At 68.8% G+C, this 24,221-nt stretch carries 20 protein-coding genes; 9 read left to right on the plus strand and 11 right to left on the minus strand.

Going from position 1 to position 24,221, the window contains the following annotated elements; all coding sequences use genetic code 11:
- Window positions 1–276: 276 nt before the first annotated feature.
- Genes F8M74_RS32090 through mdoH form a run of 3 tightly spaced genes read left to right on the plus strand, consistent with a single transcriptional unit; the run spans window position 277 to window position 4,432 of the window.
- Window positions 277–1,866: a glucan biosynthesis protein gene (locus F8M74_RS32090; RefSeq protein WP_141256913.1), complete on the plus strand. Its 1,590-nt coding sequence runs from the start codon at window positions 277–279 to the stop codon at window positions 1,864–1,866.
- The gene (locus F8M74_RS32095; protein WP_141256912.1) at window positions 1,854–2,357 is read left to right on the plus strand and encodes a hypothetical protein; all 504 of its coding nucleotides are present in this window, start codon (window positions 1,854–1,856) and stop codon (window positions 2,355–2,357) included. Before F8M74_RS32090 ends, F8M74_RS32095 begins: the two co-directional genes overlap by 13 nt.
- 41 nt (window positions 2,358–2,398) lie before the next feature.
- Window positions 2,399–4,432: a glucans biosynthesis glucosyltransferase MdoH gene (gene mdoH, locus F8M74_RS32100; RefSeq protein ID WP_141256911.1), complete on the plus strand. Its 2,034-nt coding sequence runs from the start codon at window positions 2,399–2,401 to the stop codon at window positions 4,430–4,432.
- Between the two features lie 12 nt (window positions 4,433–4,444).
- Here the strand turns inward: mdoH and F8M74_RS32105 are convergent, their stop codons facing one another.
- Both F8M74_RS32105 and F8M74_RS32110 read right to left on the minus strand, forming a co-directional pair.
- On the minus strand, window positions 4,445–5,755 hold the full coding sequence (locus F8M74_RS32105) for a M18 family aminopeptidase (protein ID WP_171410425.1): 1,311 nt from the start codon (window positions 5,753–5,755) through the stop codon (window positions 4,445–4,447).
- Window positions 5,756–5,811: 56 nt separating this feature from the next.
- Window positions 5,812–6,612: a hypothetical protein gene (locus F8M74_RS32110; protein ID WP_141256909.1), complete on the minus strand. Its 801-nt coding sequence runs from the start codon at window positions 6,610–6,612 to the stop codon at window positions 5,812–5,814.
- On the opposite strand from F8M74_RS32110, the gene F8M74_RS32115 reads away from it, so the two are divergent.
- Entirely contained in the window at window positions 6,557–7,426 is an 870-nt protein-coding gene (locus tag F8M74_RS32115) for a hypothetical protein (protein ID WP_141256908.1), read from the plus strand. The genes F8M74_RS32110 and F8M74_RS32115 overlap by 56 nt on opposite strands.
- Window positions 7,427–7,597: 171 nt before the next feature.
- On the opposite strand, the gene F8M74_RS32120 is transcribed toward F8M74_RS32115, so the two are convergent.
- On the minus strand, window positions 7,598–8,539 hold the full coding sequence (locus F8M74_RS32120) for an acyl-CoA dehydrogenase family protein (RefSeq protein WP_141256907.1): 942 nt from the start codon (window positions 8,537–8,539) through the stop codon (window positions 7,598–7,600).
- Between the two features lie 705 nt (window positions 8,540–9,244).
- Window positions 9,245–9,907 carry an SET domain-containing protein gene (locus F8M74_RS32125; RefSeq protein WP_141256905.1) on the minus strand — a complete coding sequence of 221 codons (663 nt, stop codon included), beginning with the start codon at window positions 9,905–9,907 and terminating at the stop codon, window positions 9,245–9,247.
- Window positions 9,908–10,002: 95 nt separating this feature from the next.
- Between F8M74_RS32125 and F8M74_RS32130 the strand changes: the two genes are divergently transcribed.
- The gene (locus F8M74_RS32130; protein WP_141256904.1) at window positions 10,003–10,377 is read left to right on the plus strand and encodes a DUF423 domain-containing protein; all 375 of its coding nucleotides are present in this window, start codon (window positions 10,003–10,005) and stop codon (window positions 10,375–10,377) included.
- Window positions 10,378–10,384: 7 nt separating this feature from the next.
- On the opposite strand, the gene F8M74_RS32135 is transcribed toward F8M74_RS32130, so the two are convergent.
- Window positions 10,385–10,693 carry a hypothetical protein gene (locus tag F8M74_RS32135; protein WP_141256903.1) on the minus strand — a complete coding sequence of 103 codons (309 nt, stop codon included), beginning with the start codon at window positions 10,691–10,693 and terminating at the stop codon, window positions 10,385–10,387.
- A gap of 134 nt (window positions 10,694–10,827) precedes the next feature.
- A complete protein-coding gene (locus tag F8M74_RS32140; protein WP_141256902.1) occupies window positions 10,828–11,775 on the minus strand; it encodes a 1-phosphofructokinase family hexose kinase in 948 nt (315 codons plus the stop codon).
- 231 nt (window positions 11,776–12,006) lie between these two features.
- On the opposite strand from F8M74_RS32140, the gene mug reads away from it, so the two are divergent.
- Both mug and F8M74_RS32150 read left to right on the plus strand, forming a co-directional pair.
- Window positions 12,007–12,507 (plus strand): G/U mismatch-specific DNA glycosylase, encoded by a 501-nt coding sequence (gene mug, locus F8M74_RS32145; protein WP_140796422.1) that lies wholly within the window; start codon window positions 12,007–12,009, stop codon window positions 12,505–12,507.
- Window positions 12,508–12,638: 131 nt separating this feature from the next.
- Window positions 12,639–13,226: a GAF domain-containing protein gene (locus F8M74_RS32150; RefSeq protein WP_141256901.1), complete on the plus strand. Its 588-nt coding sequence runs from the start codon at window positions 12,639–12,641 to the stop codon at window positions 13,224–13,226.
- Window positions 13,227–13,248: 22 nt separating this feature from the next.
- On the opposite strand, the gene F8M74_RS32155 is transcribed toward F8M74_RS32150, so the two are convergent.
- Window positions 13,249–14,082, minus strand: coding sequence for a 3'(2'),5'-bisphosphate nucleotidase CysQ (locus F8M74_RS32155; protein WP_141256900.1), 834 nt, complete (start codon window positions 14,080–14,082; stop codon window positions 13,249–13,251).
- Between the two features lie 43 nt (window positions 14,083–14,125).
- Window positions 14,126–16,603, minus strand: coding sequence for a PAS domain S-box protein (locus F8M74_RS32160; RefSeq protein WP_228560632.1), 2,478 nt, complete (start codon window positions 16,601–16,603; stop codon window positions 14,126–14,128).
- Between the two features lie 202 nt (window positions 16,604–16,805).
- On the opposite strand from F8M74_RS32160, the gene F8M74_RS32165 reads away from it, so the two are divergent.
- Window positions 16,806–17,300 carry a GNAT family N-acetyltransferase gene (locus F8M74_RS32165; protein WP_141256898.1) on the plus strand — a complete coding sequence of 165 codons (495 nt, stop codon included), beginning with the start codon at window positions 16,806–16,808 and terminating at the stop codon, window positions 17,298–17,300.
- Here F8M74_RS32165 and F8M74_RS32170 read toward each other — a convergent pair.
- Window positions 17,290–18,921 carry a cytochrome c family protein gene (locus tag F8M74_RS32170; RefSeq protein ID WP_141256897.1) on the minus strand — a complete coding sequence of 544 codons (1,632 nt, stop codon included), beginning with the start codon at window positions 18,919–18,921 and terminating at the stop codon, window positions 17,290–17,292. The two genes, F8M74_RS32165 and F8M74_RS32170, sit on opposite strands and share 11 nt — an antisense overlap.
- Window positions 18,922–18,937: 16 nt before the next feature.
- A complete protein-coding gene (locus F8M74_RS32175; RefSeq protein ID WP_141256896.1) occupies window positions 18,938–20,659 on the minus strand; it encodes a hypothetical protein in 1,722 nt (573 codons plus the stop codon).
- A 209-nt stretch (window positions 20,660–20,868) separates the two neighbouring features.
- On the opposite strand from F8M74_RS32175, the gene F8M74_RS32180 reads away from it, so the two are divergent.
- Window positions 20,869–22,329 carry a serine hydrolase gene (locus tag F8M74_RS32180; RefSeq protein WP_141256895.1) on the plus strand — a complete coding sequence of 487 codons (1,461 nt, stop codon included), beginning with the start codon at window positions 20,869–20,871 and terminating at the stop codon, window positions 22,327–22,329.
- Window positions 22,330–22,402: 73 nt separating this feature from the next.
- Here the strand turns inward: F8M74_RS32180 and F8M74_RS32185 are convergent, their stop codons facing one another.
- Window positions 22,403–24,091: a glutamine--tRNA ligase/YqeY domain fusion protein gene (locus F8M74_RS32185; protein ID WP_141256894.1), complete on the minus strand. Its 1,689-nt coding sequence runs from the start codon at window positions 24,089–24,091 to the stop codon at window positions 22,403–22,405.
- Between the last annotated feature and the right edge of the window lie 130 nt (window positions 24,092–24,221).

A 24,221-nucleotide genomic window follows, 5' to 3' on the forward strand; every position in this document is an offset into this window, starting at 1 on the left:
CCCCTATCCTCCCCACCACCCCCGACCGCTGGGCAGGAAACCGTCCACAGGAGGCATGCGCAGAGTGTGCTTTCCGTGACTTTCCAGTGACACACCGCTCCCAACCCACTGGAATCCCAGCGTTTTTATGACGGCGGATTCAGGCGTGCGGGGCTGGTACGCGGGTTGCTGAGGCACTGACGCGCCGCACCGCGAGTCCACGCGGAGCGTGCGGTCGGGCGAGGTCCGGGACACCGGAGCCGTTCGGCGAAACCTCTCATCCGGAGGCGCTCGGACGTGACGTCGTTGCGGCAGAAAGCGTTGAAGCTGGGTGCGCCGTGGCTGTGTGCCGTGGCGGTGGCGTCGAGCGGCGCCGCCGTGGCGGCTCCGCCGGCCAAGGCCCAGACCGCGGCCACGAAGGGCACGACGGCCTTCTCCACGGAGACGGTGGTGGAGCGCGCGCGGGCGCTGGCGGCCAGGCCCTACCAGGCGCCGCCGAAGTCGCTGCCGAAGGCGTACTCGCAGCTCAACTACGACCAGTACCGCGACATCCGCTTTCGTCCTGAGCGCGCGCACTGGCGCGACGCGGGCCTGCCCTTCCAGGTGCAGTTCTTCCACCCGGGCTTCCTGTTCCAGTCCCCGGTGGTGATGAACGTCGTGGAGGCGGGCCGCTCGCAGCCGCTGCGCTTCTCCCAGGACCTCTTCAGCTACGGCAAGGTCGTCAACAAGGCGTCCCTGCCTCGCAGCGGAGTGGACGGCTTCGCGGGCCTGCGCTTCCACCACCCGCTCAACCGCCCGGACATCTTCGACGAGCTCGCGGTGTTCCAGGGCGCCAGCTACTTCCGCTCGCTGGGCCAAGGCAACCTCTACGGCCTCTCCGCGCGTGGCATCGCCATCGACACCGCGCAGCCGAGCCCCGAGGAGTTCCCAGCGTTTCGTGAGTTCTGGCTGGAGCGCCCGGCTTCCGGCTCGGACCAGGTGGTGGTGCACGCGCTGATGGACGGCCCGAGCATCACCGGCGCGTACCGCTTCACCATCACCCCGGGCTCGAACACGGTGATGGAGGTGCAGGCCATCCTCTTCTCGCGCCGCACCATCGACAACCTGGGCGTGGCGCCGCTCACCAGCATGTACCTGTTCGGTGAGAACGACCGCGCGAAGTTCGACGACTTCCGACCGGAGGTCCACGACTCGGACGGCCTCCTCGTCTGGACCAAGGACGGCGAGCAGCTGTGGCGCCCGCTGCAGAACCCGCGGCAGGTGCGCACCTCCAGCTTCCGCGCGGAGACACCGCGCGCCTTCGGTCTGCTGCAGCGCGATACGGCCTTCCACAACTACGAGGACCTGGAGGCCCACTACGAGCGCCGCCCCAGCGCGTGGGTGGAGCCCGTGGGCGAGTGGGGCGCCGGCGCGGTGCGGCTGGTGGAGATTCCGACGCCGGACGAGACGCACGACAACATCGTCGCCTTCTGGGTGCCGGACGCGCCGCTCACCCCGGGCACGCCGCTGCGCGTGGCCTACCGTCTGCACTGGGGCGCCAGGTCGCCCTGGGAGAACACCGGCGGCGTCGTCACCTCGACGCGCATCACCTCCGCCATCACCCCGGGCATGCCCGTGGGCGAAGGCGTCACGCCGGCCACGCGCCGGTTCATCCTCGACTTCTCTCGTACCGCCAGCGCCGAGGACGGGCCGGTGGAAGCCGTCATCACCGCGGCCAAGGGCCAGGTGCTGCGCTCCACCATCCAGCGCCACGAACCTTCCGGTGGTTGGCGCACCACTTTCGAGCTGGAGCCCGAGGGCACCAGTGAACCCATCGAGCTGCGCGCGTTCCTGCGGCGCGGTTCAGAGACCCTCACCGAGACCTGGAGCTATCTATGGATTCCGTGACGACGCCAAACACCTGCCCCTCCGTGCCGACCGACTGGGTCCGTCCGGAGACGTGCGTGGCGCTCGACGCCTTCTTCCAGGGCTTCGGCTTCGAAGCCGCCGAGGACCTGGCCGCGCTGGCCGCCTGGGCGCTGGAGGGTGTCACCGCGTCCAACGTGAAGCCGCAGGCCGCCGTGGCCCTGGCCCGTGCCCGCATGGAGACGTGGCTGACGCGCCTGCTGGACATGGACGTGGTGGGTGAAGGCCGCCTGCTGACCCGTGGCCGCGCCGCCTTCGTCCTCAGCGACGGCGCACGCTTCGGCGCCTCCGTGCTCACCCGGGACGCGGTGCCGCGCGAGCTGTCCCGCGCCCTGCGCGCCGCGGTGCCGGTGCCGACGCCGACGCAGGTTGCCACGCAGATGCCGGAGCAGCAGCTTGTCCTGTGGCCGCTGGGCGAGCGCCTGCGCCGCTGGCTGCGTGCCGGACAGCCGGACATGTCCGTCTCCCGCTGACGCAGCCTCCCGCTCCGAGAGATTCCTCGCGAGGTTCCGCCATGCACGCTCATTCGTTCTCACCGGAGAGCGCCGGCATCCGGCGCCTCTTCGTCCTGGGCCTGGCCGCCGTGACCACCCTCGTGGGCACGTGGGAGATGCACCGCCTGCTGAGCGCGCGCGGTACCACCGTCCCCGAAGGCGTGCTGCTGGTGCTCTTCGCCCTGTGCTTCGGGTGGATTGCGCTGTCCTTCTGGACGGCGGTGGCGGGGTTCCTCCAGCTCGCCGTGAGCAAGCGGCTGCCCGGCCTGCGCTGGCCCACGGCGGAGGATTCCGCCACGCGGCTCACCTCGCGCACGTCGGTGGTGATGCCGGTCCATAACGAGGACCCGGCCTCCGTCTTCGCCAACGTGCAGGCCACCTACGAGTCCGTGGAGGCCACCGGGCAGTTGGACGCCTTCGACTTCTACATCCTCAGCGACTCCACCCGCCCGGAGGCGTGGATCGCCGAGGAGCTCGCCTGGGCCGACCTGTGCCGCCGCGTGGGTGGCCAGGGGCGCATCTTCTACCGGCGCCGCACGGACAACACGGGAAAGAAGGCCGGCAACCTCCAGGACTTCTGCGAGCGCTGGGGCCGGCACTACGACTTCACGATTGTGCTGGACGCCGACAGCCTGATGGACGGCCGCACGCTGGTGACGATGGCGCGGCTGATGGAACTCAACCCGCGCGCGGGCATCCTCCAGGCGCCGCCGCTGAACGTGGGCCGCAGCACCCTCTTCGCCCGGCTGCAGCAGTTCGCCGGGCGCGTCTACGGCCCGGTGGTGGCCGCGGGCGCGGCGGCGTGGCAGCTGGGCGAGTCCAACTACTGGGGCCACAACGCCATCATCCGCACGGAGGCCTTCATCCAGCACTGCGGCCTGCCGGTGCTCCCCGGCCAGCAGCCCTTCGGTGGCCACATCCTCAGCCACGACTTCGTGGAGGCCGCGCTGATGCGCCGCGCCGGCTACACCGTGTGGCTGGTGACGGAGCTGGGCGGCAGCTTCGAGCAGCCGCCCCCGAGCCTGCTGGACTACGCGCAGAGAGATCGGCGCTGGTGCCAGGGCAACCTCCAGCATCTGAGCCTGGTGGCCGCGGGCGGCCTGCACCCCATCAGCCGGGGCCACTTCCTGATGGGCGTGATGTCCTACGCGGCGTCCCCGCTGTGGCTGCTGTTCCTGATGTCCGGGCTGATTGCCGGCCTCTACGACGGGTGGCTGTCCTTCTCCAACCCGCACCTGCTGGAGGACCTGGGCCCGGAGGCGCTGGCGTTCGACACCACGGGCGCCGTGCGGCTGTTCTCCGTGTCCATGGCCATGCTGTTCGCGCCCAAGTGCTTCGGGCTGCTGCTGGCGCTGGCCAGCTCCCAGGACTCGGCGCTCATGGGCGGCAGGATTCGGCTGGTGCTGAGTGTCCTGCTGGAGAGCGTGCTGGCCACGCTGATGGCACCGGTGATGATGCTGTTCCAGTCGCACTTCGTCTTCGGCACGCTGCTTGGCTACAAGGTGACGTGGTCCAGCCAGCAGCGCGACGACGCCGACCTGCCCTGGGCCGAGGCGACCCGGCGGCATGCCGCCCACACCACCGTGGGCGTGGTGCTGGCGGCGGTGGCGTTCTTCCTGTCACCCGGGCTGCTGCTGTGGCTGTCGCCCGTCGTGGCCGGCCTGCTGCTGTCCATCCCCCTCTCCGTCTTCACGTCCCGCGCGTCGCTCGGCATCTGGCTGGAGCGGCGCGGGCTGCTCGTCATCCCCGAGGAGACGGAGCCGCCGCGCGTGTTGGAGCGGGCGCAAGAGGTGGCCGAGGAGCACGCGCTGGAGCCGGTGAAGGACGCGGTGGACCACGTCATCTCCGATGCCAAGGCGCACGCGCTGCACCTGGCGCTGCTGGAGTCCCAGCCCTCGCCGGCCGCCGTGCCCATGGCACTGGCCTCCGCGAGGCGCAAGCTGCTGGGTGACAACGTGGAGCCGCTGTCCCCGCCGGAGAAGACGGCGGTGCTGATGGACGCGCACACGCTGACGGAAGCCCGCGAGCGCCGGCTGACGCTCGCGGTCTCCTGAGCACCAGCGGGACTACCCGAAGAGGCGGCTGAGCACGGCCACCATCTGCGCCACGTCGGTGGCACAGGCCATCTCCCGGATGGAGTGCATGGACAGCATGGGGTTGCCCACGTCCACCGTCCGGATGCCGAGCTGGCCCGCGGAGATGGGGCCAATGGTGCTGCCACAGCCCAGGTCGGTGCGGGTGACGAAGTGCTGCGGCGTCACACCGGCCTCGCGGCACAGCGCCGTGAAGAAGGCCCACGACTCGCCATCCGTGGCGTAGGACTGGTTCACGTTCGACTTGATGACCGGGCCCGCGCCCATGTGCGGCTGGTGCTTGGGCTCGTGCAGGGACGGGTAGTTGGGATGGATGGCGTGCGCCATGTCCGCGCTCACCAGGAACGAGTGCGCGATGGCGCGGTGGAACGCGTCCGGCTTGCCGTCCGAGTGCGCCAGCGTCAGGCGCTCCAGCAGCGTGCGCAGGAAGGGTGACGCGGCGCCCTGCGCGCTGCGGCTGCCCACCTCTTCGTGGTCGAACAGGATGACGCCGCTGGTGGCCTCACGCGGCTCGCTGCTGGAGAGCAGCGCGGACAGGCTGGCGTGACAGCTGGCCAGGTTGTCCAGGCGCGGCGCGTGGAGGAACTCGCCGTGCGCGCCCGAGCGGATGGACGGCTGCAAGTCATAGAGGCACAAGTCGTAGCCGAGGATGTCCCCCGCCTGCGCCTTCACGCCGCCCTTGGCCAACTCCTCCAGCAGCAGCCCGTGCAGCTCCGCGACGCCCGCGCGCTCCAGGCCCAGCACCGGCACCATGTGCTCCTGCGCGTTCAGCTTGAGCCCGTCCGAGTTCACCCCGCGGTTGAGGTGAATGGCCAGGTTGGGCACGCGCAGCAGCGGCCGGCGGAAGTCCACCAGGTGCCGTTGCGGGCGTCCCTCCACCATCACCATGACGCGGCCGGCGAGCGACAAGTCCCGGTCCGTCCAGGTGTGCAGCAACACCCCACCGTAAATCTCCACGCCGAGCTGCTGGTAGCCGTTCTTCGTCACCGCCGCGTTCGGCTTCACCCGCAGGTTGGGAGAGTCCGTGTGCGACCCCACCAGCCGGAAGCCCGCCCGGTCCACGGGCTGGGTGCCGAGGTGGAAGGCCGCGATGCTCGTGTCCCCTCGGGTGATGAACACGCGCGCGCCCGGCTCCAGCGTCCAGGGCTCGCGCTCGTCCAGTGGGCGGTACCCCGCCTGCGTCAGACGGCGGGCCGACTCGCGCACCGCGTGGTACGGCGTGGGCGAGGCGTCGATGTACTCGAGGAGGTCTCCGGCCAGGGCGTCGGTATCGGTGGGGCTCATAGGGCGCCCCAAGCTAACGCCGTCCGGCCCCGCCGCCACGTCCGAAAGTCACCGGCCTACCGGGCGGCCATGCGTTTGGCCGGAGCCCGTGCGGGGAGAATGGTGGTCGCGGGCCGGGCCCCCGGGGCCGCGTCCAGGAAGGTGCCCAACAGGACCCAGCGGCGGGAGGTCTCCTCCTTCCCCTTCCGGGCCAGCAGCGGCGTCGTGTAGTGCCAGAACGGCAGCCGGTACACGGTGATGCCGCCCACGGTGCTGACGGGGGTCATCTGCGTGAAGTGCCCGTCCTGGGCATAGACGAGGTACTGGTGGTCCACCCCGGGCAGCGTGAGGCTGACGTGCATGTCCACGTAGCCGTCCCGGGCCTCCGGCTCCTCTGGATGGTGGTCGTTGTGCGGCCCGGAGTAGTCCCCCGGCCCGTAGCACAGCGCCTGGATGCCCCACTTGCGTCGCAGCGCCCGGCCCGTCACCGCGGCGGCGAACCCGGCGAAGGTGTCCGAGCGCAGCATGTCCGTGAGCCCCACGGACTCCGCCGCGCGCCACGAGCGGGAACGGCGGCTCTCCAGCAGCGCCGTGCTCACCCGCACCGTCTTGGGCAGTAGCTCCATGTAGTTCATCGTCTGCCCGGAGATGGAGTCCTCTGGAATCGGGTCCTCCATGGGCACCATCGTCTCGCGCATCGCCGCGTCCAACGCATCGCGGCATACGGCGGCACGGCGTGGGTCGATGACACCTTGCAGTGACACGAAGGGACGCGCCGGGTCGAGCAGCGCGCCCACCACGTCACGCTCCTTGCCGTCGAGGATGCGGCGACCCCGGGGGGTCAGCCAGTCAGCGAACTCTTTGGGAAAAGCACTCATCGCGGTGGAACATAGCGCCCCACGCAACCTTTACAGCTGTCTTGCGATAATCACCGACAAGCTGATTTTTCCCGGAGCCCCCCAGGCCATGTCCCGCATCGACAGCCGCCCCCGCGTCATCTCGAACCCCACCACCGCGCCTGCGCGGGCCCAGCCGGCAGCCCAGCAGACGGCCAACGTGGCCCGTGCCACCGCCGTGGGTCACACGCAGGTGAACTCCTTCGAGGGCGCGGCCCGGGCCCGTCCGGCCGCGGCGGCCCAGCCGATTCCCGGCGCGTGGCGCGGCGGTCCGGACACCGAGGTGGGCAAGGCGGTGCAGTCCATCGTCTCGCGGCTCCAGTCGAACCCGGACGCGAACAACATCACCATCAAGGGTGACACCGCGGCCAGCCTGTTCAGCCGCGCCATCCTCGACAGCAAGCACGTGACGAACGAGCAGCTCATCGCCATGGCGAACGTGTCGCTGGACCAGCTCGCCAGCGACGAGAAGACCAAGGCGAAGGTCTACAAGAAGGTCCCGAACGTGCGCGACCTGCCGGTGCACAAGTTCACCGTGGCGATGATGTCCGCCGCGACGGGCATCGACCCGCAGAAGCTGTCCGAGGCCGTGCCGGACCTGGGCCTGACGGGCGCCCCCAACACGCCGCTGCTCTACGCGGCCAAGGGCGAGGGCATGCAGCGCTCCACCGCGCTGCACGACTTCACCGACTACCTGCGCGGCGCGGGCATCAAGGGCCTGAACAAGGCGGTGTGGGGCGTGGAGAACCGCGTCCTCTCCGCCATCGTCTCCGCCGTGGGCGGCGGCCGGTACTGAGCACCGCCACCGCGTCGCGGTGAGCACCGGGGCCGGGTCCTCCTGCGCGGAGGCCCGGCCCTTCGCCTTTCAGGCGCCCTGCCCCACGGCCGGGCTCGCGCGTCCGGGCCGCATCGAAGCGCTCCGCCAGCGCCGTGTGAGCACTGCCCGGCAGCGGGCGCGTCCCAACCTTCAGCCGCTCCGACCCGTTTCCTCTTGGATGCGCTGCCGGGCCGCCTCCAGCCGCTTCGCGCGCACCTTGCCAGCGACGCCCAGCAGCACGCGGTCCCGAGCCCAGCGCTCTCGCGTGATGGCATCCGTGGCGGCCCAGAGGGGTTCGCACCGCTCCAGCACCGCGCGCTTGGTGAGCGCCAGCCCTCCGCCCAGGGCCACGTGCGTGGACGCCGCCGTCGGGTCCAACTGGGACAGTCCCCGCATCATCACCGCCAGGGCGGACAGCTCCTCGCGCACGTCGTCCGGCCAGCCGCTGCGGCGCCCTACCTGGAGCAGCCAGCCCAGCATCGCGAGCTGGACGTGGCAGTCCTCCACGGTGCGGAAGGGCTTGAGGTAGCGCGCGTAGCCGTCTCCCGGAAGCACGTCCTCTGAGGCGACCGCCACGTCCTCCAGGGACAGCTCCGCGTGGGGAACCTCGGGGATGAAGGGCAGCTCCGGGAGCGCGCTCAGCCGCACACCGGGCCGCTTCGCGTCCACCGCCACCATGCGCAGGCGGTTGCGGCCCTGGGCGTCCTGCCCCTCCGACGCCACCACCAGCAGCAGCTCCGCGCGCGTGCCCAGGGTGACGAACGTCTTGGTGCCTGACAGGCGCGGGCCCGCGCCGGTATCCGTCAGCCGCGTCTCGATGGCATTGGGATGCGCGCCACCCGGCTCCGTGGCACAGAGCGCGATGGTCCGCTCCGCCGACAGCTCCGGAAACAGGCGCCGGTGCGCGGCGTGGTAGCCGGAAGCGAAGGCGAACCCCAACCGGTCGGCGAGGAAGCCCCCGGCCAGCGCCAGGTCCGCGGGCGAGGAGAAGCGGGAGGACAGCTCCAGGTGCTGGCGCCACCAGGTGTCGACAGAATCGAGGACCTGGGGCTCGGCGGGTGCGGTGAGCAGGAAATGGAGGACGTCGTTCACGGGGGGAGTCTATTGGCGGCCCTCGCCGGCTCGTCCACCAGTTCTTGAACGAATGGTTGAGCGGCCACCGCTCCCTCCGCCCCAGGACTTCTCAGGGCTGTATTACTGGCTCTGGGTATTCTGAACCACGCGGCAGCTGCTGCGACTGCACAGCAGGATGTAGCTGGCCTGCTGGTCACAGCCTCTCGCGCCAAACGTGTCACGATTCAGCCGCTGGGTTGATATCGAGTCCTGCTCACATTTCAGGTCGAAGGCCGCCTGACGAAGAATGAGCTCCTGGATGTCGACCCCATGAGGATCAGGGCAATACCCAAAGGTGTTGCAGCCAACCTCGTAACGCCGAAGCTTCTGACAGCCTTCCGCATAGTACGCGCCCGACTCGTTCGGAGCCCCGGCGTAATCAAAGACAGGATTGACTGCCAGGTCCTTCTCCGGACAGGCCATGTCCTGGGCAGCCTTCCCTCGGATGGCACTCAGAGCGCCGCTCCCACATCCGGATGATATCAACGCCACAATGAAAGCGAGTACGACGGCCCGCATGCAATTGGCTCCTCAAATGTAGCTCGGAAATGTTTCAGCAGGGAACGTAGGGGAACACGAAAGCACCGTCAATGAGCAGCCCCTTACGTGCCCAGCACCATCACGGCACGCACAGCCGGCACAGCAGCGCCCTCTTTTTGGAGGGCGCTGGAACCCGCGCGCAGTTCAGCTCGCGCGCTTACGGCTGGGCGACTTCGCCCGCTGGGTGGACTTGCGGGTACCGGCGGATGACTTCTTCCCCGCCACCTTCTTGGCCCCCGCGTCCTTGTTGCCCCGGGACTTCGACACAGACTTCTTTCTCGACGTCGACGAGGTCTTCGCCTTCTTGGCCGACGTCTTCCGGGCCGGCGCCTTCTTCTCCGGGGCCAGGATGGTGCCCCGGCAATTGGGCGCGCCGCAGCGGCAGACGTAGAGAGCCTCGGCTTCGGGCCCCATGTCCTCGGTGCGCTCGTAGCCGTAGTCGTACACCAGCTCATCACCGGGCTCGATGGTGGTGAGCGCGTAGATGTAGATGTGGCCCTTGTCGATGAGGGCTTCACAGTTGGGCGCGCACGAGTGGTTGATGTAGCGCGCCTCGTTGTGAATCGTCCCCGCGTCCAGCACCGTCCGCTTGTCGAGGTTGAACAGGAACGTGTGGTGCCGCGCCATCGATTCGTCGTCGTAGCGGACGTCCGCCTCCGCCTGCGTGATGCGCTCACCGAGGTACTCGATGATGCGCGTGCCCTTGCGGATGCGGCGGATGGCGAAGGCACCCTGGCCCTGGATGGAGGACGGGTGCAGCTCGAAGGGAAGCGGCTTCGTTGAAGGAATGAAGTTGGGTGAGGTCATTCTGTTGTGAGCGCCCCAGGTGTTGATGTCGGCCAGGACGCTCCGGCTGCGGCGGTGTAGCGTGCACCAGTCCGACTCATGATGAAAGGCGAACGATGATGCGGTGGTGGCTCGTCCTGGGTGCCGTGAACGCTTTCCTCTCCGTCAGCGCGGGGGCCTTCGGCGCGCACGCGCTGCGAAGCCGGCTGCCCCAGGACCTCCAGGTCATCTTCGAGACGGGGGCGCGGTACCACATGTACCACGCGCTGGGCCTGCTGGCCGTGGGCCTGCTGGGGCACTTCCGCCCCTCGTCCCTGCTCAACGGCGCCGGCTGGGCGATGATGGTGGGCATCGTCCTGTTCTCTGGCAGCCTCTACGCGCTCGCCCTCTCCGGCGTGCGCGTGCTGGGAGCCGTCACCCCGCTGGGGGGCCTGGGCTTCCTCGCCGGCTGGCTCCTGTTCGCGGTGGCCGCCTGGCGCACCACGAACTGAGCCCCGCTCACTCCCTCCAGGACGGGGGGAGTGGGTAGTACCGGTCGAGGTCGTCGTGGTTGACGAAGCCACACGCCTCCCGCTGCACCATGAAGCACCAGCGCTGGTGCTCGGCTTCCTTGCGCAGGGTGTGGTGGCGGGCAATCTGCGCGCGCCGGTCGGCGATCCGGTGGGACCGCAGTTGAAGTTCGACCTCGGACAGCTCCCGCAGTGTCTCCTCCAGCCTCACTTCCAATTTCCGGAGCGAGGAGGCCTTCTCCATCTGGAACTCGGCCTCTAGCGCCTGCAGTGCGTTCGAGCGGTCTTGGAAAGCCATGCCCGTCGAATTAACACCCAGGCCTTCCCGCCGCCCGAGCTTCCCCGTCACCGCGTCCGCGCCGAGCTCAGGGGCTCAGGGGCACCTGGGCACTCCGCTGGACGGAGGCATCATGCGTCGCCTTCTCCGGGTGCCTACGGACGCGACACCGGCTCCGCCTTCACCTGGGTGAAGAGCCGCTCCACGTCCGCCCGGTAACACAGGTCCGTCCCCTGGGTGAGCAGCGCGGCCGTCCCGGAGGCGATGCCCCAGCGCAGCGCGTCCTCGGTGGACTGGCCCCGCGCGAGCGCAAGCGTCATCCCCGCGACAAAGCTGTCCCCCGCGCCCACCGAGCTTTGCGTCCGCACCGGGGGCGGCGTCGCCCGGAACTGGGCGGTGCGCGTCGTCACCAGCGCGCCGTCCGCGCCCATGGACACCGCCAGCACTTCGGCGCGGCCCTGGGCCACCAGCTCGCGCGCCGCGGCGGCCTGGGTAGCGAAGTCTTCCGTCGACACGCCGCTCAAGTCGCGCAGCTCGCGGCGGTTGGGCTTGGCCATGAACACGCCCTCTTCCAGCGCGGCCCGCAGCGGCGGACCGTTGGTGTCCACCACCACGCGGACGGCCAGGCGCTTCCCAAGCCGGGCCACGCGGGCATAGAAGTCCTCCGGTACCCCGGGCGCCAGGCTGCCGCTGGCGACGATGAAGGCCGCGCCCACGGCCACGTCCTCCAGTGCGCCGAGGCAGCGCTGCCACTCGCGCTCGGACAACGTGGGCCCCGGCAGGATGAAGCGGTACTCACGCGCGCCCGTGCCTTCCGCCACCGTGAAGCTCTCCCGGGTGGCGTCCTGCAACGGCACGGAGCGGCGCAGCAAGCCCTTCTCCTCCAGGAGCTCTTCCAGCAGGCTCCCGGTGACCCCGCCCCGCGTGTAGACGGCGATGGCCTCACCGCCCAGCTCGCGCACCACGCGCGCCACGTTGATGCCACCCCCTCCCGGGTCCCTGCGCACGGGGCCACAACGCAGCTTGTGCTCCGGCGTGACTTCCGGCACGGACGTGGCCACGTCGATGGTCGGGTTGAGCGTCAGGGTGACGATGTGCGGCATCGCGAAGGGCCTCCTGGGTTGCATGGGCGCGAAAGGGCCGAGCCTGCCCCACCCCGCGCGCATTCGCCAGCCATCCGAGCGCCCACGCCGCTCCGTCCCACGGGCAACACCCCACCCCGTGCATGGGGCCCTGGGGGGTTGCCTTCCCAGGTAGGCTCGCGAAGATGCGCCCCCATGACACCGCTCCGTCGCCCCTCGCGAGATGAGCTGGACGCAGCCACCGGTCGCACCATGCCGGACGTCATCGCGCCCCGGCTGCGCGTGCTCTTCTGCGGCATCAACCCCAGCCTCTACTCCGCGGTGGTGGGCTATCACTTCGCGCGGCCCGGCAATCGCTTCTGGCCCACGCTGCATGCCGCGGGCATCACCCCGCACACCTTCCAACCCACGGAGCAGGAGGCCTTGCTCGCGCTGGGCTACGGCATCACCAACGTGGTGGACCGCGCCACCGCCACCGCGGACCTGCTGAACCCCGCCGAACTGGCCCAGGGCGCGAAGGCGCTGGAGGCCAAGGTGGCGCGCTACCAGCCCCGCTTCCTCGCGGTGCTGGGCGTGAGCGCCTACCGCATCGCCTTTGGCCGTCCCAAGGCCGCGCTGGGCACGCAACCGGAGCGCCTGGGCGACACGCGCTTGTGGGTGCTGCCCAATCCCAGCGGGCTCAACGCGCACTACCAACTCGACGCGCTAGGCCGCCTTTTCGCCGAGCTGCGACGCGCCGTGGAGCAGGGCTGACGACTCCCGGTACGAGTTCGCGGTGCCTCGCGCACCGTGCCTTGACCCATGGGTGCGCCCGCATGCAACGCTGCCCGCCAGGTTCCCCCGGACCTGCATCGCAACAGGCGCCCCCACCTGGAGCAGACCCCATGGCCTCGAAGGCATTCGCAGCAATCATGAACGTATCGCAGCTACTCCTGGAGCGCGGCTTTGAGACCGCGACAGTCTCGGAGGCCCTGGGCAAGGTGGGCGTCGCGCTCGACGTCGACCGCGTCTACATCTTCGAGAACGCCACCAGCCCCACGGGCGAGCTGCTGTGCAACCAGCGCTACGAGTGGACCGCGGCCGCGGCCTCCGCGCAATTGGACAACCCCGAGCTCCAGAACGTCCCCTACGCGGAGGTCATGCCCTCCTGGGTCGGGCCGCTGTCGTCGGGCAAGGCCGTCCAGGGACCGCCCCGTGACTTCCCGTCGCCCGCTCGGGAGCTGCTGGAGGGCCAGGACATCCGGTCGCTGCTGGTCTGCCCCATCATCGTGGGCGGCGAGTGGTGGGGCTTCGTGGGCTTCGACGACTGCCGGACGGAGCGCAAGTGGCCGCCGACGGAGGTCTCCGTGCTCCAGGCCCTGTCCAACGCGCTCGCGGGTTCGCTCCGCCATGCGCGGCTGCGCAGCATGCTCTCCGGCGTGCAGTCCCAGCTGCGCACCATCATCCAGCGCTGCGAGACGACGGCATCCTGACGCGAGCGGCGTCCGCGAGGCCTCAGCGAAGAATGCCGGCCTCGCGGGCGAATCCGGCCACCACGGGCGCCACGTGCTCGAAGGCGGCGGCGTTGCAGGCCAGCAGGCCGCGGCGGTTCTGGAGCTCCGAACCGTCATAGGCGTACGGCGTCCCGCCCAGGTCGGTGAGGATGCCACCCGCCGCGCGCAGCACAGCTTCTGGCGCGCAGTTGTCCCAGCGATAGCTCTTGTCGCTGACGTGCAGGTAGAGGTCGCAGGCGGCCTCCGCCAGCAGGCCACACTTGAGGCCCACGGAGCCACACGCCTGCTCGTGGGTGATGCCCAGCCGCCGGGCCACCGCGTCCGTCAGGCGCGAGCGGTGTGAGCGGGACACCACCAGCCGCAGCGCGGACGGCTCCGCCGTGTCCGACACCCGCAGGGCGCGGCGCCCCTTCGCGTCCTCCACGAAGCCGCCCTGCCCCACCACGCCCCAGTACAGCCTGTCTCCAACGGGCCGGTACACGACGCCCAGCGTGGCCTTCCCCGCGATGGCGAGCCCGATATGGATGGCGAACTCGCCGTTGCGGTTGACGAACTCCTGCGTGCCGTCCATGGGGTCCACGAACCAGCAGCGCTCGAAGCGGCTCGCGCCGGAGGTGTTGTCGGACTCCTCGGCCACGACACCGTCGGAAGGAAATGCGTCGCGCAGCGCTTGCACGATGAAGGCGTTGGCGCGCTCGTCGGCCTCGGTGACGGGCCCCATGCCGCCCGCCTTGTCATGGACGGCGAAGGGCGTGGCGTAGACCTCCAGGAGGATGGCTCCCGCCTGGCGGGCTACGCGGCGGGCGATGTCGAGTTCGGCGTCGAGCGTATGCATGCAGTGGCCGAAGTCTGCCCCTCCGTCCTCCTCGAGTCACGGGTCAGCGAGCCTCCGGGGGAAGGTCGACGACGAAGGTGGCGCCCTTCCCCGGCTGGCTTTCGACGCGAATCGTCCCGCCGTGCGCTTCCACGAGCCGCCGGGTGATGAAGAGCCCCAGCCCCAGGCCTCCGTAGTTGCGGGATGCGGCGCGCTCGAAGCGATCGAAGATGCGCGGCTGCGCCTCCAGGGGAATGCCCACGCCATGGTCCTGGATGCGGATGCGGGCACCCTCCCCGACGCGTGACACCTCCATGCGGATGGGCTCGCCGGCGCCGTACTTCATCGCGTTGGTCAGCAGGTTGATCATCACCTGCTCCATCCGGAGCCGGTCCCATCGCCCCAGGACGGGCGTGGGCGCCACCAGTTCGAACACGCAGCCCGCCCGGCTCATCTGTCCCCGCAGGTGGCCCGTGACGTCCCGGGCCACCGCCACCAGGTCCATGTCCTCGCGCCGCAGGTCCACATGGCGCTCGTTGACTCGCGACACGTCCAGCAGGTGCTCCACCAGGTGCGACAGACGCCGGAGCTGGTCCCCGAAGACCTCCAGCAGGGCGCCCACCTTCTCCACGGGAATCTGGCCGGACTCCTGCCGGGACAGGGTCCGCGTCAGTTGCTGCACACGCAGCTTCATGGAGGTGACGGGCGTCTTCAGCTCATGCGAGGCAATCGACAGGAACTCGTCGCGAGCGCGAATGGACTCCTGGGCCTTGCGATAGAGCTCGGCGTTCTCGATGGCGAAGGCTGCGCGCTGCCCCAGCTCCTCGGCCAGTGAGCGCTCGCGCGGGCCATACGGACGCCCCGGATGCGCCGCGACAACGGACAGCACGCCCAGGATGGGGCCCCGCGCCCGCAGCGGGACATTCAGTGATGCCCGAGCGCTCAGTGCCCTCACCGCACGCCACCGTTCGTCTCGGAGCCAAGCCGGGTCCAGCAGGCCCATGGCATCCGGGGACGACTCCGAATGTCCCGTCTCCAACACCCCATAGGGACCATCCCGCGGACCGGAGACGGGGGGATGGGCCTGGAGGAACTCGCGAACGGTGCGGCCCCCTTCGGGCGAACTGGCGGCTACGGCCACGGGGCGCAGCGCCGCGTCCTTGTCCAACAGGGAGACGACGCACAGCTCCCCCAGGGTGGGGACGGACAGCTCCGCCACGCGCTGGAGCGTGGTCTCCGAGTCGAGCGACGTCACCAGCGCCTGGCTGGCCTCCGACAGGAAGCGCTGCCCCAGCTCCATCTGCTTGAGCTCGGTGACGTCGGTGGAGATACCGCACAGCGCATATATCGTGCCCGACGAATCGATGAGCGGGAACTTCTGCATGAGATGGGTGTGGACGCCGTCTTCCAGGGGGATGCGCTCCTCCCGCAGGACGAGCTCCCCGTTGGTGAAGACGGCCTGACTCGTCTCACGGAAGCGCGCCGCCAGCGGCCCGGGGAAGATGTCCGACGTGGACTTGCCAACGACCTCCTGCAGCGTGTGATGGAAGAGCCGCTCCCACTCGCGGTTCACGAAGATGTAGCGCTCCTGCCGGTCGAGGATGAAGAACACGGCGTTGGCGTTGTCCAGGATGGCGCGCAGCCGCTTCTCGCTCTCGGCGAGCGCGTCCTCGGCGCGCTTGCGCTCCGTCACGTCGGTCAGCACCGCCAGCGACCGAACCATCCGGCCCGACGCGTCCCGCTCCGAGATGGCGGAGAGGAGGACGTCGAGCACCTCGCCGTTCTTCTTCAGAATCTGGTACGGCACGTCCTTGCAGACGCCCGTCTTGAAGAACACGGGCAGGACGTGCTCGGTCGCATACCGGCGAGACTCCGGCGTGAAGAAGTCCACGGAGCGTCGGCCCAGGACCTCCTCGCGCGAATAGCCCAGGGTGCGCAGCCAGAACTCGCTGACGCTGACCAGCCGGCCCTTCGCGTCGATGGAGTGCATCATCGCGGGCGTGTTCCTGTAGAGGCTCCGGAACTTCTCTTCCTCCGCGCGAAGCGCTGCCTCCGTCTGTTTGATGGCGGTGATGTCCCGGAACACGGACGCCGCGCCGTATACGTCTCCCGTCGAGTCGGTGAGCACGCGCGCGCTCACCAGCAGCCAGAGGCCCTTGGGGTGACGGGCGTTGCGTACGTAGACCTCCGCCTGGTCCACCGCCTCGCCACGCAGCAGGGCACGGCTGAGCGGCAGCGTCTCGACGGGATAGGGCGTCACGGTGTCGGGGAGGTAGAGCCCGAAGTACTTCGACCACTGGGACACCGGTATCTCCGGCGGAGGCAGCGCGCCGAAAATCTGCTGGGCCATCGGGTTGAGGAGGACGAACCGGCCATGCCGGTCGACCACCGACACGCCATCTCCCATGTTGAGGAAGACCGCCTCCAGGATGCCGAGCGGGATGCCGCCCTCGCCGTCCGCGAAGGCCTGCCCGCCGGGACGCGTGCCATCGTCCCGGGTGAGCGGAGCCGACCTCCAGGTGCTGTCTTCCGGGTGGTCCATGGGAGGGTCGCGTCCAACGCAAGGAGGCAACGAGGCGCCCTCCCCGTTGGCGTGCCTCCCGTCCACCAACGACTCCTGGACGCCCTTCCTCGTCAACAATGTTGTCTCGTGGCCACGCCGCCAAGCCGCGCATTCCGACAAGGCCGTCGCTCGGTGAAGAAGCCCGTTATAGGAAGGGACCATTCCTTCCCTTGGAGCCGCCATGCCCGTCACCCTCCGTCCCGCCAAGCCCTCGGATGAGCCCGCCCTGGGGCGAATGGGCGCGGCGCTCGCCCGGAAACACCACGCCTTCGACGCCGCACGCTTCATGCTCCCAGACGACGTGGAGTCGGGCTTCCGCAAGTGGCTGGGCAGCGAGGCCAGGAAGCCAGACGCGGTCGTCCTGGTGGCGGAGCTGGACGGCGAGGTCGTGGGCTACGCCTACGGCCGCGTGGAAGGCATGGACTGGAATGCCCTGCTGGACCGCAGCGGCGGCTTCCATGACATCTGGGTGGACGAGAAGGCCCGTGGCGCGGGCGTGGGCGTCCTGCTCGCGGAGGAGATGATGAAGCGCCTGACGGCCCTGGGCGTGCCGCGCGTCGTCCTCCACACCGCCGCGCAGAACACGACCGCGCAGCGCCTGTTCGCGAAGCTGGGGTGGCGCCCCACCATGGTGGAGATGACGCGCGAGGCGCCCCCTCGTGACGCTACTGAATGATTCGCCGCATCGTCGGGGGATGGGCCACCGCGGCCTTCTGGCTCGGCGTCAGACGCATGGACTTCAGCGACGGTGCCTGGGACGGTGGCAGGCCCTGCGCCAGTCCGAAGACGAAGCTGAAATCCGACGCGATGCCCGTCTTACCAGCGATCGTCGCGTTCCGGTGACAGACGATGCAGTTGCTCGCCTGGGGCCCCTGGCCGAAGTCCGCGGTCCGCTGGATATAGGTCTCCATGGTCGTGTTGGAGATGGCCACTGAACCGGAGGGCGTGGGCCCGGCGAAGGGCAGCGGCGCCTTCACGGGCTTCGTCGGGCTGGGGCTGGGATTGGTGGACCAGAGCACGTTCACCAGCACGTAGTGCTTCCACACCGAGTCCGGGAAGTACGTCGCGATGTTCTGCTGGACCAGTTGATTCACCCGCTTCGCCATCGGGTCGATGGGCGTCAGCCGCGTGACCTGGATGGGCACGGGCCCCGGGCAGCCGCCGCCAATGTGGTACGGCGGCGGCACGTTGGGCTCGCACCCCACCGTCACCTCCGTGGACTTCCCATCCGCCGCGCAGTTGGCGGGCACCGTCAGCGTGCGCGGCGAGCAGGCGGCATCGAAGAAGTTCCACGCGCCCGTCCCCGCGTCGGTGCCCTGGTCCGGTGCATTCGCCTCGTGTTCGAACGTGGCCCAGATGATGGACGGTTGGGACTGGGTGGCATGGATGATGTGCAGCCCCACCAGCGCCACGGTCGCCGTCCGGCACCGCTGCGTCGACGGGTCCACCACCACGGCGGGCGACAGCTTGTACGTGTTCCAGCGAGCGTCGGAGGGATTGGGCACTTCCATCCACGCCGCCTTCAGCTCGATGGCGCCCACCGAGCCAGGCGCTGGCTGGTACGCGCCTTGTGGCAGGACCACGGGCACGCCTGAATCCACCAGGGCCAGCTGGTTCGCCGCGTTGTAGAGACCCGCGTCGACGATGTAGTCGTATTCGGGCTGGTTGACCTTCACGTCGTACCAGACGTTGGTGTCTCCGGGCGCCCCCAGCCACGCGGGCGAGCCGTCGAAGGGGAACGCCTGGTTCGCGCTCCCGGGGAAGAAGTTCTCCGCGAACTTCGACGCGACCATCAACGGCAGGCGTTCCCGGGCCTGCGCCACGGAGAGCCCCGCTTCCGCCAGACACGCATCCGTGATGCGTGCCTGCGTGCCCCAGGCGGGAGGCGCGCCCCCGTCCGGCAGGAAGAGCTGGCCGGTGCTCATGTACGTCTGCCATTGCACGGGCTCCAGGTCCCCGGGGGTGCCAAAGCCAGCCGCCCCCCCGTCCGTGCCGGACTCGGGCCAGTTCAACGCGATGAACTGCTGCCAGGCGAAGCAGTTCGCGTCTTCCTGGCCCACCACCTGGCTGAAGTCCGGAGGCACCTCCGGGCCGAGCTCCAGAATCTGCTGGCTGCCACAGTTGAACTGCGGTGGAGCGCCGGCGGGGGCTGCACGGGCGGGAGCCGGAGCCCCCGTCTCCGCCTGGGCAACAGTCCCTCCCGAAGGCGCTTCCCGGGAGGCCCTGTCCCTGGCACAGCCAGCGGCGAGCAACAGCGACGCCAACGCGACGCCAACGCGATTCTGGAGCACGGGCATGGGCACGCTCGCGGGCCTACCGAGAGGCGACGTGCAGCGCCGCGGGGAACGGCGTCGGTGTCTTCGCCTGCCCCGCACCGGTGACGAAGACACCCCGTGGGCCCGGCGCCGCGTCCGCCTGCGCGGAGACCAGGATGCGGATGGCCGCCACCGGCCCGGGATAGGTGTTCCCGGGCACCGCGTAGTCCACCGACTTCATATCCTGCACCTGGACGGTGATGCCGCCCCCGTCGAAGGTCACGGTCGGCAGCGCGGAGACGTCGGGAAGCAGCGCGGTCAGCACCATGGGGACATTCGTGTCACCGGGCCTCACCGTCGGGGCAATCAGGGTGCTGTTGCTGGCCAGGTTCATGGGCACGCCCATGAAATTGGGCACGTTGGTACCGACCAGTGCGCTGAACACGCTGGAATGGAAGAGCTGTAGCGGCTGCGCCAGTTCCGTGGACGGCACGCCCACGCAGTCCTGTACCGGCGCGCGGGATGGCTGCGCCAGCCCCATGCCGGTGATTTGCATGAGGAAGGTCTGCGCCACCTGCCCGGCCCAGCGAATCTTCTGGCCGTTGATGGTGATGTCGGAGACGGTGTAGCGCTTGTTCGGCGGTACCCGGAAGGTGGCGTGCAGGATGTAGTTGCCCGGCATGGGCCTGCCATCCGGGTCCGTCAGCGACGAGGTGCCTCGGACGATGGTCCAGAACTCCGCCGCGTTCGTCTGGTCCGGCGTCTGGTAGCCAGAGAAGTCTGGCATCTGGATGTAGAGCCCGGGCGGATTGGCCAGGGTGGCCTTGTTCGACGGCCGCTGCGGATTGGGCGGCGCGACGAGCTGATTCACGGACAGCCCGATGTGCGGGTCGCTGTTGCGGGCGGGCTGGCCATACTGCGCGCAGCAGATGAGCGTCTGCGCATTGGAGTTGCCCACGGGACGCGGCACCGTCGCGGCCGACGCGAGCCCGATTTCCGTCTGGAGCGTGTTGGGCGTGCTCGTCAGGTGCATGGCGCCACCCTGGCTCGCCGTGGACACCGGCCCGCTGTTCCACCTGTTGAGCGGGTTGTACGCGGGGCGTCCCGTGGACGGGTCCTCCACCGGCCGTCCCGTTGACGGGTCCATCAGATACAGGTCCTCCAGCGCGATCTGCCGCTTGCCCAGGGTGGAGCGATACAGTTCCAGCACCTTGTTCGGGTCCACCGCCCACAGCGTGTTCCAGTACTCCGGATTCTCACACGTGAAGTCGATGCGGAGGATGTTGCCCTGGCTGTCGCGCTCGACGCTCCACTCGCAATATTCGTCCTGCCACCCCCGAGGGCCGAAGGGGCCGTAGTGGCTCACGTCCCCGGTACAGGGATTGGTGATTTGCGGCAGGTCCGAGAATGGCGTTCCATCCTTCGTCCGGCCCGTGTCCGCCAGAGCCAGCAGGTCCTCCTCCGGCAGTACCAGCCCCTTGGCATTCGTCCCACCCTGCCCGCCGAAGTAGAATCCCAGACGACCGGGGAACGCATTCCACTGGATGGCGGCGTAGCTCCCCTGCGCCGTGTCCGTCTGCGCGGGGTTGAAATACCAGGTGTTGTTGGCGGAGTTGGACATGTTCCACGGGTTGCCCGTGATGCCCTGGTCGGTGAAGCCCGTGAGGTTGAAGTTCCATGCCTCGTTGAGCTTCTTCTGTGCTGTCGGGTCCTCGGGGAAATCAATCTGGTTCGCCGGGGCCAGGAAGCGATGCACGCCATCGGGGGAAGGCTTTGCCATGTCATGGGCTCCTTTTTTCGACAGCCATTGACGCCAACCCTTGTCGTGCACGAATGACTGCCTTTGCAAGACACCCCTTCACTTCTCATGAACAAGCGTCTGGCAGAAAACCCGACTTCTGGACTAAGGGAAAACCGGGGCGGCCCGCGAAAACAGCTGCAATCACCCGCATCCCCGCACGTACTGCGCGAAATGAAGGGGAGGTCTGAATGAGATGGCTGAGCGCGCGCCTCACGGGCGTACTGGTGGCATGGGTGCTGGTGGCGCCGATGGCGGAGGCGGCGAACCGGAAGCAGGAGGTAGACCGGTACATCCGTGGGTTCCACCAGAAGGGCATGTTCAACGGAACGGCGCTCGTGGCCAATGAGGGAGGCATCCTCCTCAAGAAGGGCTACGGCTCCGCGAACCTCGAGTGGAAGGTGCCCAACGCGCCGGATACAAAGTTCCGCATCGGCTCCATCACCAAGTCCTTCACGGCGACCGTCATCCTGCAGCTCGTCGCCGAGGGAAAGCTCCAGCTCGATGACCCCATTACCAAGCACCTGCCGGACTACCGGGACGACACTGGTGGGCGCGTCACCATCACCCACCTGCTGAACCACACCTCCGGCATTCCCAGCTACACGTCGGCCCCCCATTTCCGGGCCGACTCGGTCAACCCCTATGGCGTCGCGGAGTTCGTGAAGAAGTCCTGCAGTGGCGACCTGGAGTTCGAGCCCGGCACGAAGTACGCGTACAACAACTGCGGCTACTACCTGCTGGGCGCCCTCATCGAGAAGCTCACCGGCCAGACGTATGCGCAGGCCGTGCAGACGCGCATCTTCGGGCCGCTGGGCATGAAGGACTCCGGCTATGACGTCACCGCCACGGTGCTGCCCAATCGCGCCAGCGGCTACACGTCCAGGCCGGGCGGGTACGTCAACGCGCCCTACGTCGACATGGGCCAGCCCTATGCCGCCGGCTCGCTGTACTCGACGGTGGAGGACCTGTACCGCTGGGACCGGGCCTTCTACGGCGACACGCTGATGCCCTCGGAGCTCAAGCAGAAGATGCTCACCCCGGGCCTTCAGCACTACGGCTTCGGCTGGGCCATTGCCCCCGTGCAGTTGCATGACGGCAAGACGAAGCTTCCAGGTATCCTCCACAGCGGCGGCATCAACGGCTTCTCATCCCTGCTGGTCCGCGTGCCCGAGCGCAAGGAGGTCGTCATCCTCCTCGACAACGCGTCCCACGGCGGCCTCCAGGAGATTGCCGGCGGCGTGCTGAGCATCCTCCATGGCATCGCCCCCCGGCAGGCCCGGATGCCCATCGGCACCGTGATGATGGAGTCTCTCGGCAAGGGCTCCACCGCCGAGGCCATCGCCAACTACCGCACGCTGAAGAAGACGAAAGAAGCCCAGTACGACTTCAGCGAATCGCAGTTGAACACGGTGGGCTACCACCTCTTGCGCGGCGGGCGCGTGGTGGATGCCATCGAGGTGTTCAAGCTCAACGTGGAGATGTTCCCCAAGGAGGCCAACTGCTACGACAGCCTCGGCGAGGCCTACGCCGCCCACGGCGACAAGGAACAGGCCATCGCCAACTACCGCAAGTCCCTGGAGCTGGACCCCAAGAACGAGAACGCGGTGAAGATGCTCAAGGAGCTCGAGCAGCCTGCCGCGACGCGGTAGGCCGCGAGCCTTCCGAAGAAAGCACCGTGCCGGGTGCCGCCAGCGTGGGCGGCACCCGGAAGCACGCCAGGGACTACTTCCCCTTGGCCTGCTCCTTCGTCCATGAGTCCTTCAGCGTCACCGTGCGGTTGAAGACGGGCTTGCCCGGCTTCGAGTCCTTCGGGTCCACGTAGAAGTACCCGGTGCGCTCGAACTGGTAGCGCGACTCCACGGCGGCATCCACCAGCATCGGCTCGACGCGGGCGTCTCTCAGCGTCTGGAGGCTGGCCGGGTTGAGGAACGTGGTGAAGTCTTTGGACTCGTCCGCGTCCGGCGCCTCCACGGAGAAGAGCCGGTCATAGAGGCGGACCTCCGCGATGGGCGCGTTGCCGGGCACCCAGTGCAGCGTGCCCTTCACCTTGCGGCCATCCGGCGCGTTGCCGCCACGCGTGGCCGGGTCATATGAGCAGCGCAACTCCACCACGTTGCCCGCGGCGTCCTTGATGACCTGCTCGCACTTGATGAAGTACGCCGAGCGCAGCCGCACCTCCTTGCCGGGCGCCAGCCGGAAGAACCCCTTCGGCGGGTCCTCCATGAAGTCGTCCGCCTCGATGTACAGCTCGCGCATGAAGGGCACCTGGCGCGTCCCCATCTCCGGCTTCTGCGGATGGTTCTGCACCTCCAGCAACTCCGTCTGCCCCTCGGGGTAGTTCTCCAGCACCACCTTCAGCGGGCGCATCACCGCCATGGCGCGCGGGGCCGTCTCGTTGAGGTCCTCGCGGATGCACAGCTCCAGCAGGCTCATGTCGATGAGCTGCTGCGCCTTGCCCACGCCCACACGTGTGGCGAAGTCCCGGATGGACGCCGGCGTGAAGCCACGGCGGCGCAGGCCGGTAATCGTCATCATCCGGGGGTCATCCCACCCGGACACGAAGCCCTCCGTCACCAGCTTGAGCAGCTTGCGCTTGCTCATCACCGTGTAGTTGAGGTTCAGCCGGTTGAACTCGTACTGGTACGGCCGGTCCCCGCTGACGAGGTTGTCGACAATCCAGTCGTACAGCACGCGCCGGTTCTCGAACTCCAGCGTGCAGATGGAGTGGGTGATGCCCTCAATCGCGTCCGACAGGCAGTGCGCGAAGTCGTAGAGCGGGTAGATGGGCCACGCGTCGCCGGTGCGGTGATGGTGCGCGTGACGGATGCGGTAGATGGGCGGGTCGCGCAGCACGGGGTTGGGCGACGCCATGTCGATCTTCGCCCGCAGGGTGTGCTGGCCGTCGGAGAACTCGCCCGCGCGCATGCGGTGGAACAGGTCCAGGTTCTCCTCCACGGAGCGCTCGCGGTACGGGCTGTTGCGCCCCGGCGTGGTGAAGTCGCCGCGGTACTCGCGAATCTCCTCCGGGGACAGGCTGCACACGTACGCCTTGCCCTGCTTGATGAGCTGCACGGCGAAGTCGTAGAGCTTCGGGAAGTAGTCGGACGCGAAGAACTTCCGGTCCTCCCACTCGAAGCCCAGCCACTTCACGTCACGCTGGATGGCCTCGACGTAGTCCGTGTCCTCGGTGACGGGGTTGGTGTCGTCGAAGCGCAGGTTGCACTTGCCTCCGTATTGCTGCGCCAGCCCGAAGTTGAGGCAGATGGACTTGGCGTGGCCGATGTGGAGGTAACCGTTGGGCTCGGGCGGGAAGCGGGTGTGCACGCGGCCCGCGTACTTTCCCGTCCGCTGGTCTTCCTCGATGATTTCCTGGAGGAAGTTCAGGCCCTGCGTTTCGTTCGTCGTCGTCATGATGGGGGCGAATCCTCGTGAAGCAGCCGGGGGCCGGCAAGGGATTCCTACCTCAGGTGCCGCCCGGCCGGGCCTCCGGGACGAAGGTGGACACCCAGAAGCCGTGCAGGGGAACCTCCGGGGGGGCTCA

It is taken from the genome of Myxococcus sp. CA023 (genome assembly GCF_010998615.1).
Lineage (GTDB): Bacteria > Myxococcota > Myxococcia > Myxococcales > Myxococcaceae > Myxococcus.

Excerpts from the sequence above, each read along its gene's own strand:
- F8M74_RS32110 (WP_141256909.1), bottom strand. The coding sequence starts at position 6,612 with ATGAGTGCTTTTCCCAAAGAGTTCGCTGACTGGCTGACCCCCCGGGGT.
- mug (WP_140796422.1), top strand. The coding sequence starts at position 12,007 with ATGCCGGACGTCATCGCGCCCCGGCTGCGCGTGCTCTTCTGCGGCATC.
- F8M74_RS32170 (WP_141256897.1), bottom strand. The coding sequence starts at position 18,921 with ATGCCCGTGCTCCAGAATCGCGTTGGCGTCGCGTTGGCGTCGCTGTTG.
- F8M74_RS32160 (WP_228560632.1), bottom strand. The coding sequence starts at position 16,603 with ATGGACCACCCGGAAGACAGCACCTGGAGGTCGGCTCCGCTCACCCGG.
- F8M74_RS32105 (WP_171410425.1), bottom strand. The coding sequence starts at position 5,755 with ATGAGCCCCACCGATACCGACGCCCTGGCCGGAGACCTCCTCGAGTAC.
- F8M74_RS32130 (WP_141256904.1), top strand. The coding sequence starts at position 10,003 with ATGATGCGGTGGTGGCTCGTCCTGGGTGCCGTGAACGCTTTCCTCTCC.
- F8M74_RS32150 (WP_141256901.1), top strand. The coding sequence starts at position 12,639 with ATGGCCTCGAAGGCATTCGCAGCAATCATGAACGTATCGCAGCTACTC.
- F8M74_RS32125 (WP_141256905.1), bottom strand. The coding sequence starts at position 9,907 with ATGACCTCACCCAACTTCATTCCTTCAACGAAGCCGCTTCCCTTCGAG.
- F8M74_RS32095 (WP_141256912.1), top strand. The coding sequence starts at position 1,854 with ATGGATTCCGTGACGACGCCAAACACCTGCCCCTCCGTGCCGACCGAC.
- F8M74_RS32165 (WP_141256898.1), top strand. The coding sequence starts at position 16,806 with ATGCCCGTCACCCTCCGTCCCGCCAAGCCCTCGGATGAGCCCGCCCTG.
- F8M74_RS32175 (WP_141256896.1), bottom strand. The coding sequence starts at position 20,659 with ATGGCAAAGCCTTCCCCCGATGGCGTGCATCGCTTCCTGGCCCCGGCG.
- F8M74_RS32115 (WP_141256908.1), top strand. The coding sequence starts at position 6,557 with ATGCGGCGACCCCGGGGGGTCAGCCAGTCAGCGAACTCTTTGGGAAAA.
- F8M74_RS32140 (WP_141256902.1), bottom strand. The coding sequence starts at position 11,775 with ATGCCGCACATCGTCACCCTGACGCTCAACCCGACCATCGACGTGGCC.
- mdoH (WP_141256911.1), top strand. The coding sequence starts at position 2,399 with ATGCACGCTCATTCGTTCTCACCGGAGAGCGCCGGCATCCGGCGCCTC.
- F8M74_RS32180 (WP_141256895.1), top strand. The coding sequence starts at position 20,869 with ATGAGATGGCTGAGCGCGCGCCTCACGGGCGTACTGGTGGCATGGGTG.
- F8M74_RS32135 (WP_141256903.1), bottom strand. The coding sequence starts at position 10,693 with ATGGCTTTCCAAGACCGCTCGAACGCACTGCAGGCGCTAGAGGCCGAG.
- F8M74_RS32155 (WP_141256900.1), bottom strand. The coding sequence starts at position 14,082 with ATGCATACGCTCGACGCCGAACTCGACATCGCCCGCCGCGTAGCCCGC.
- F8M74_RS32185 (WP_141256894.1), bottom strand. The coding sequence starts at position 24,091 with ATGACGACGACGAACGAAACGCAGGGCCTGAACTTCCTCCAGGAAATC.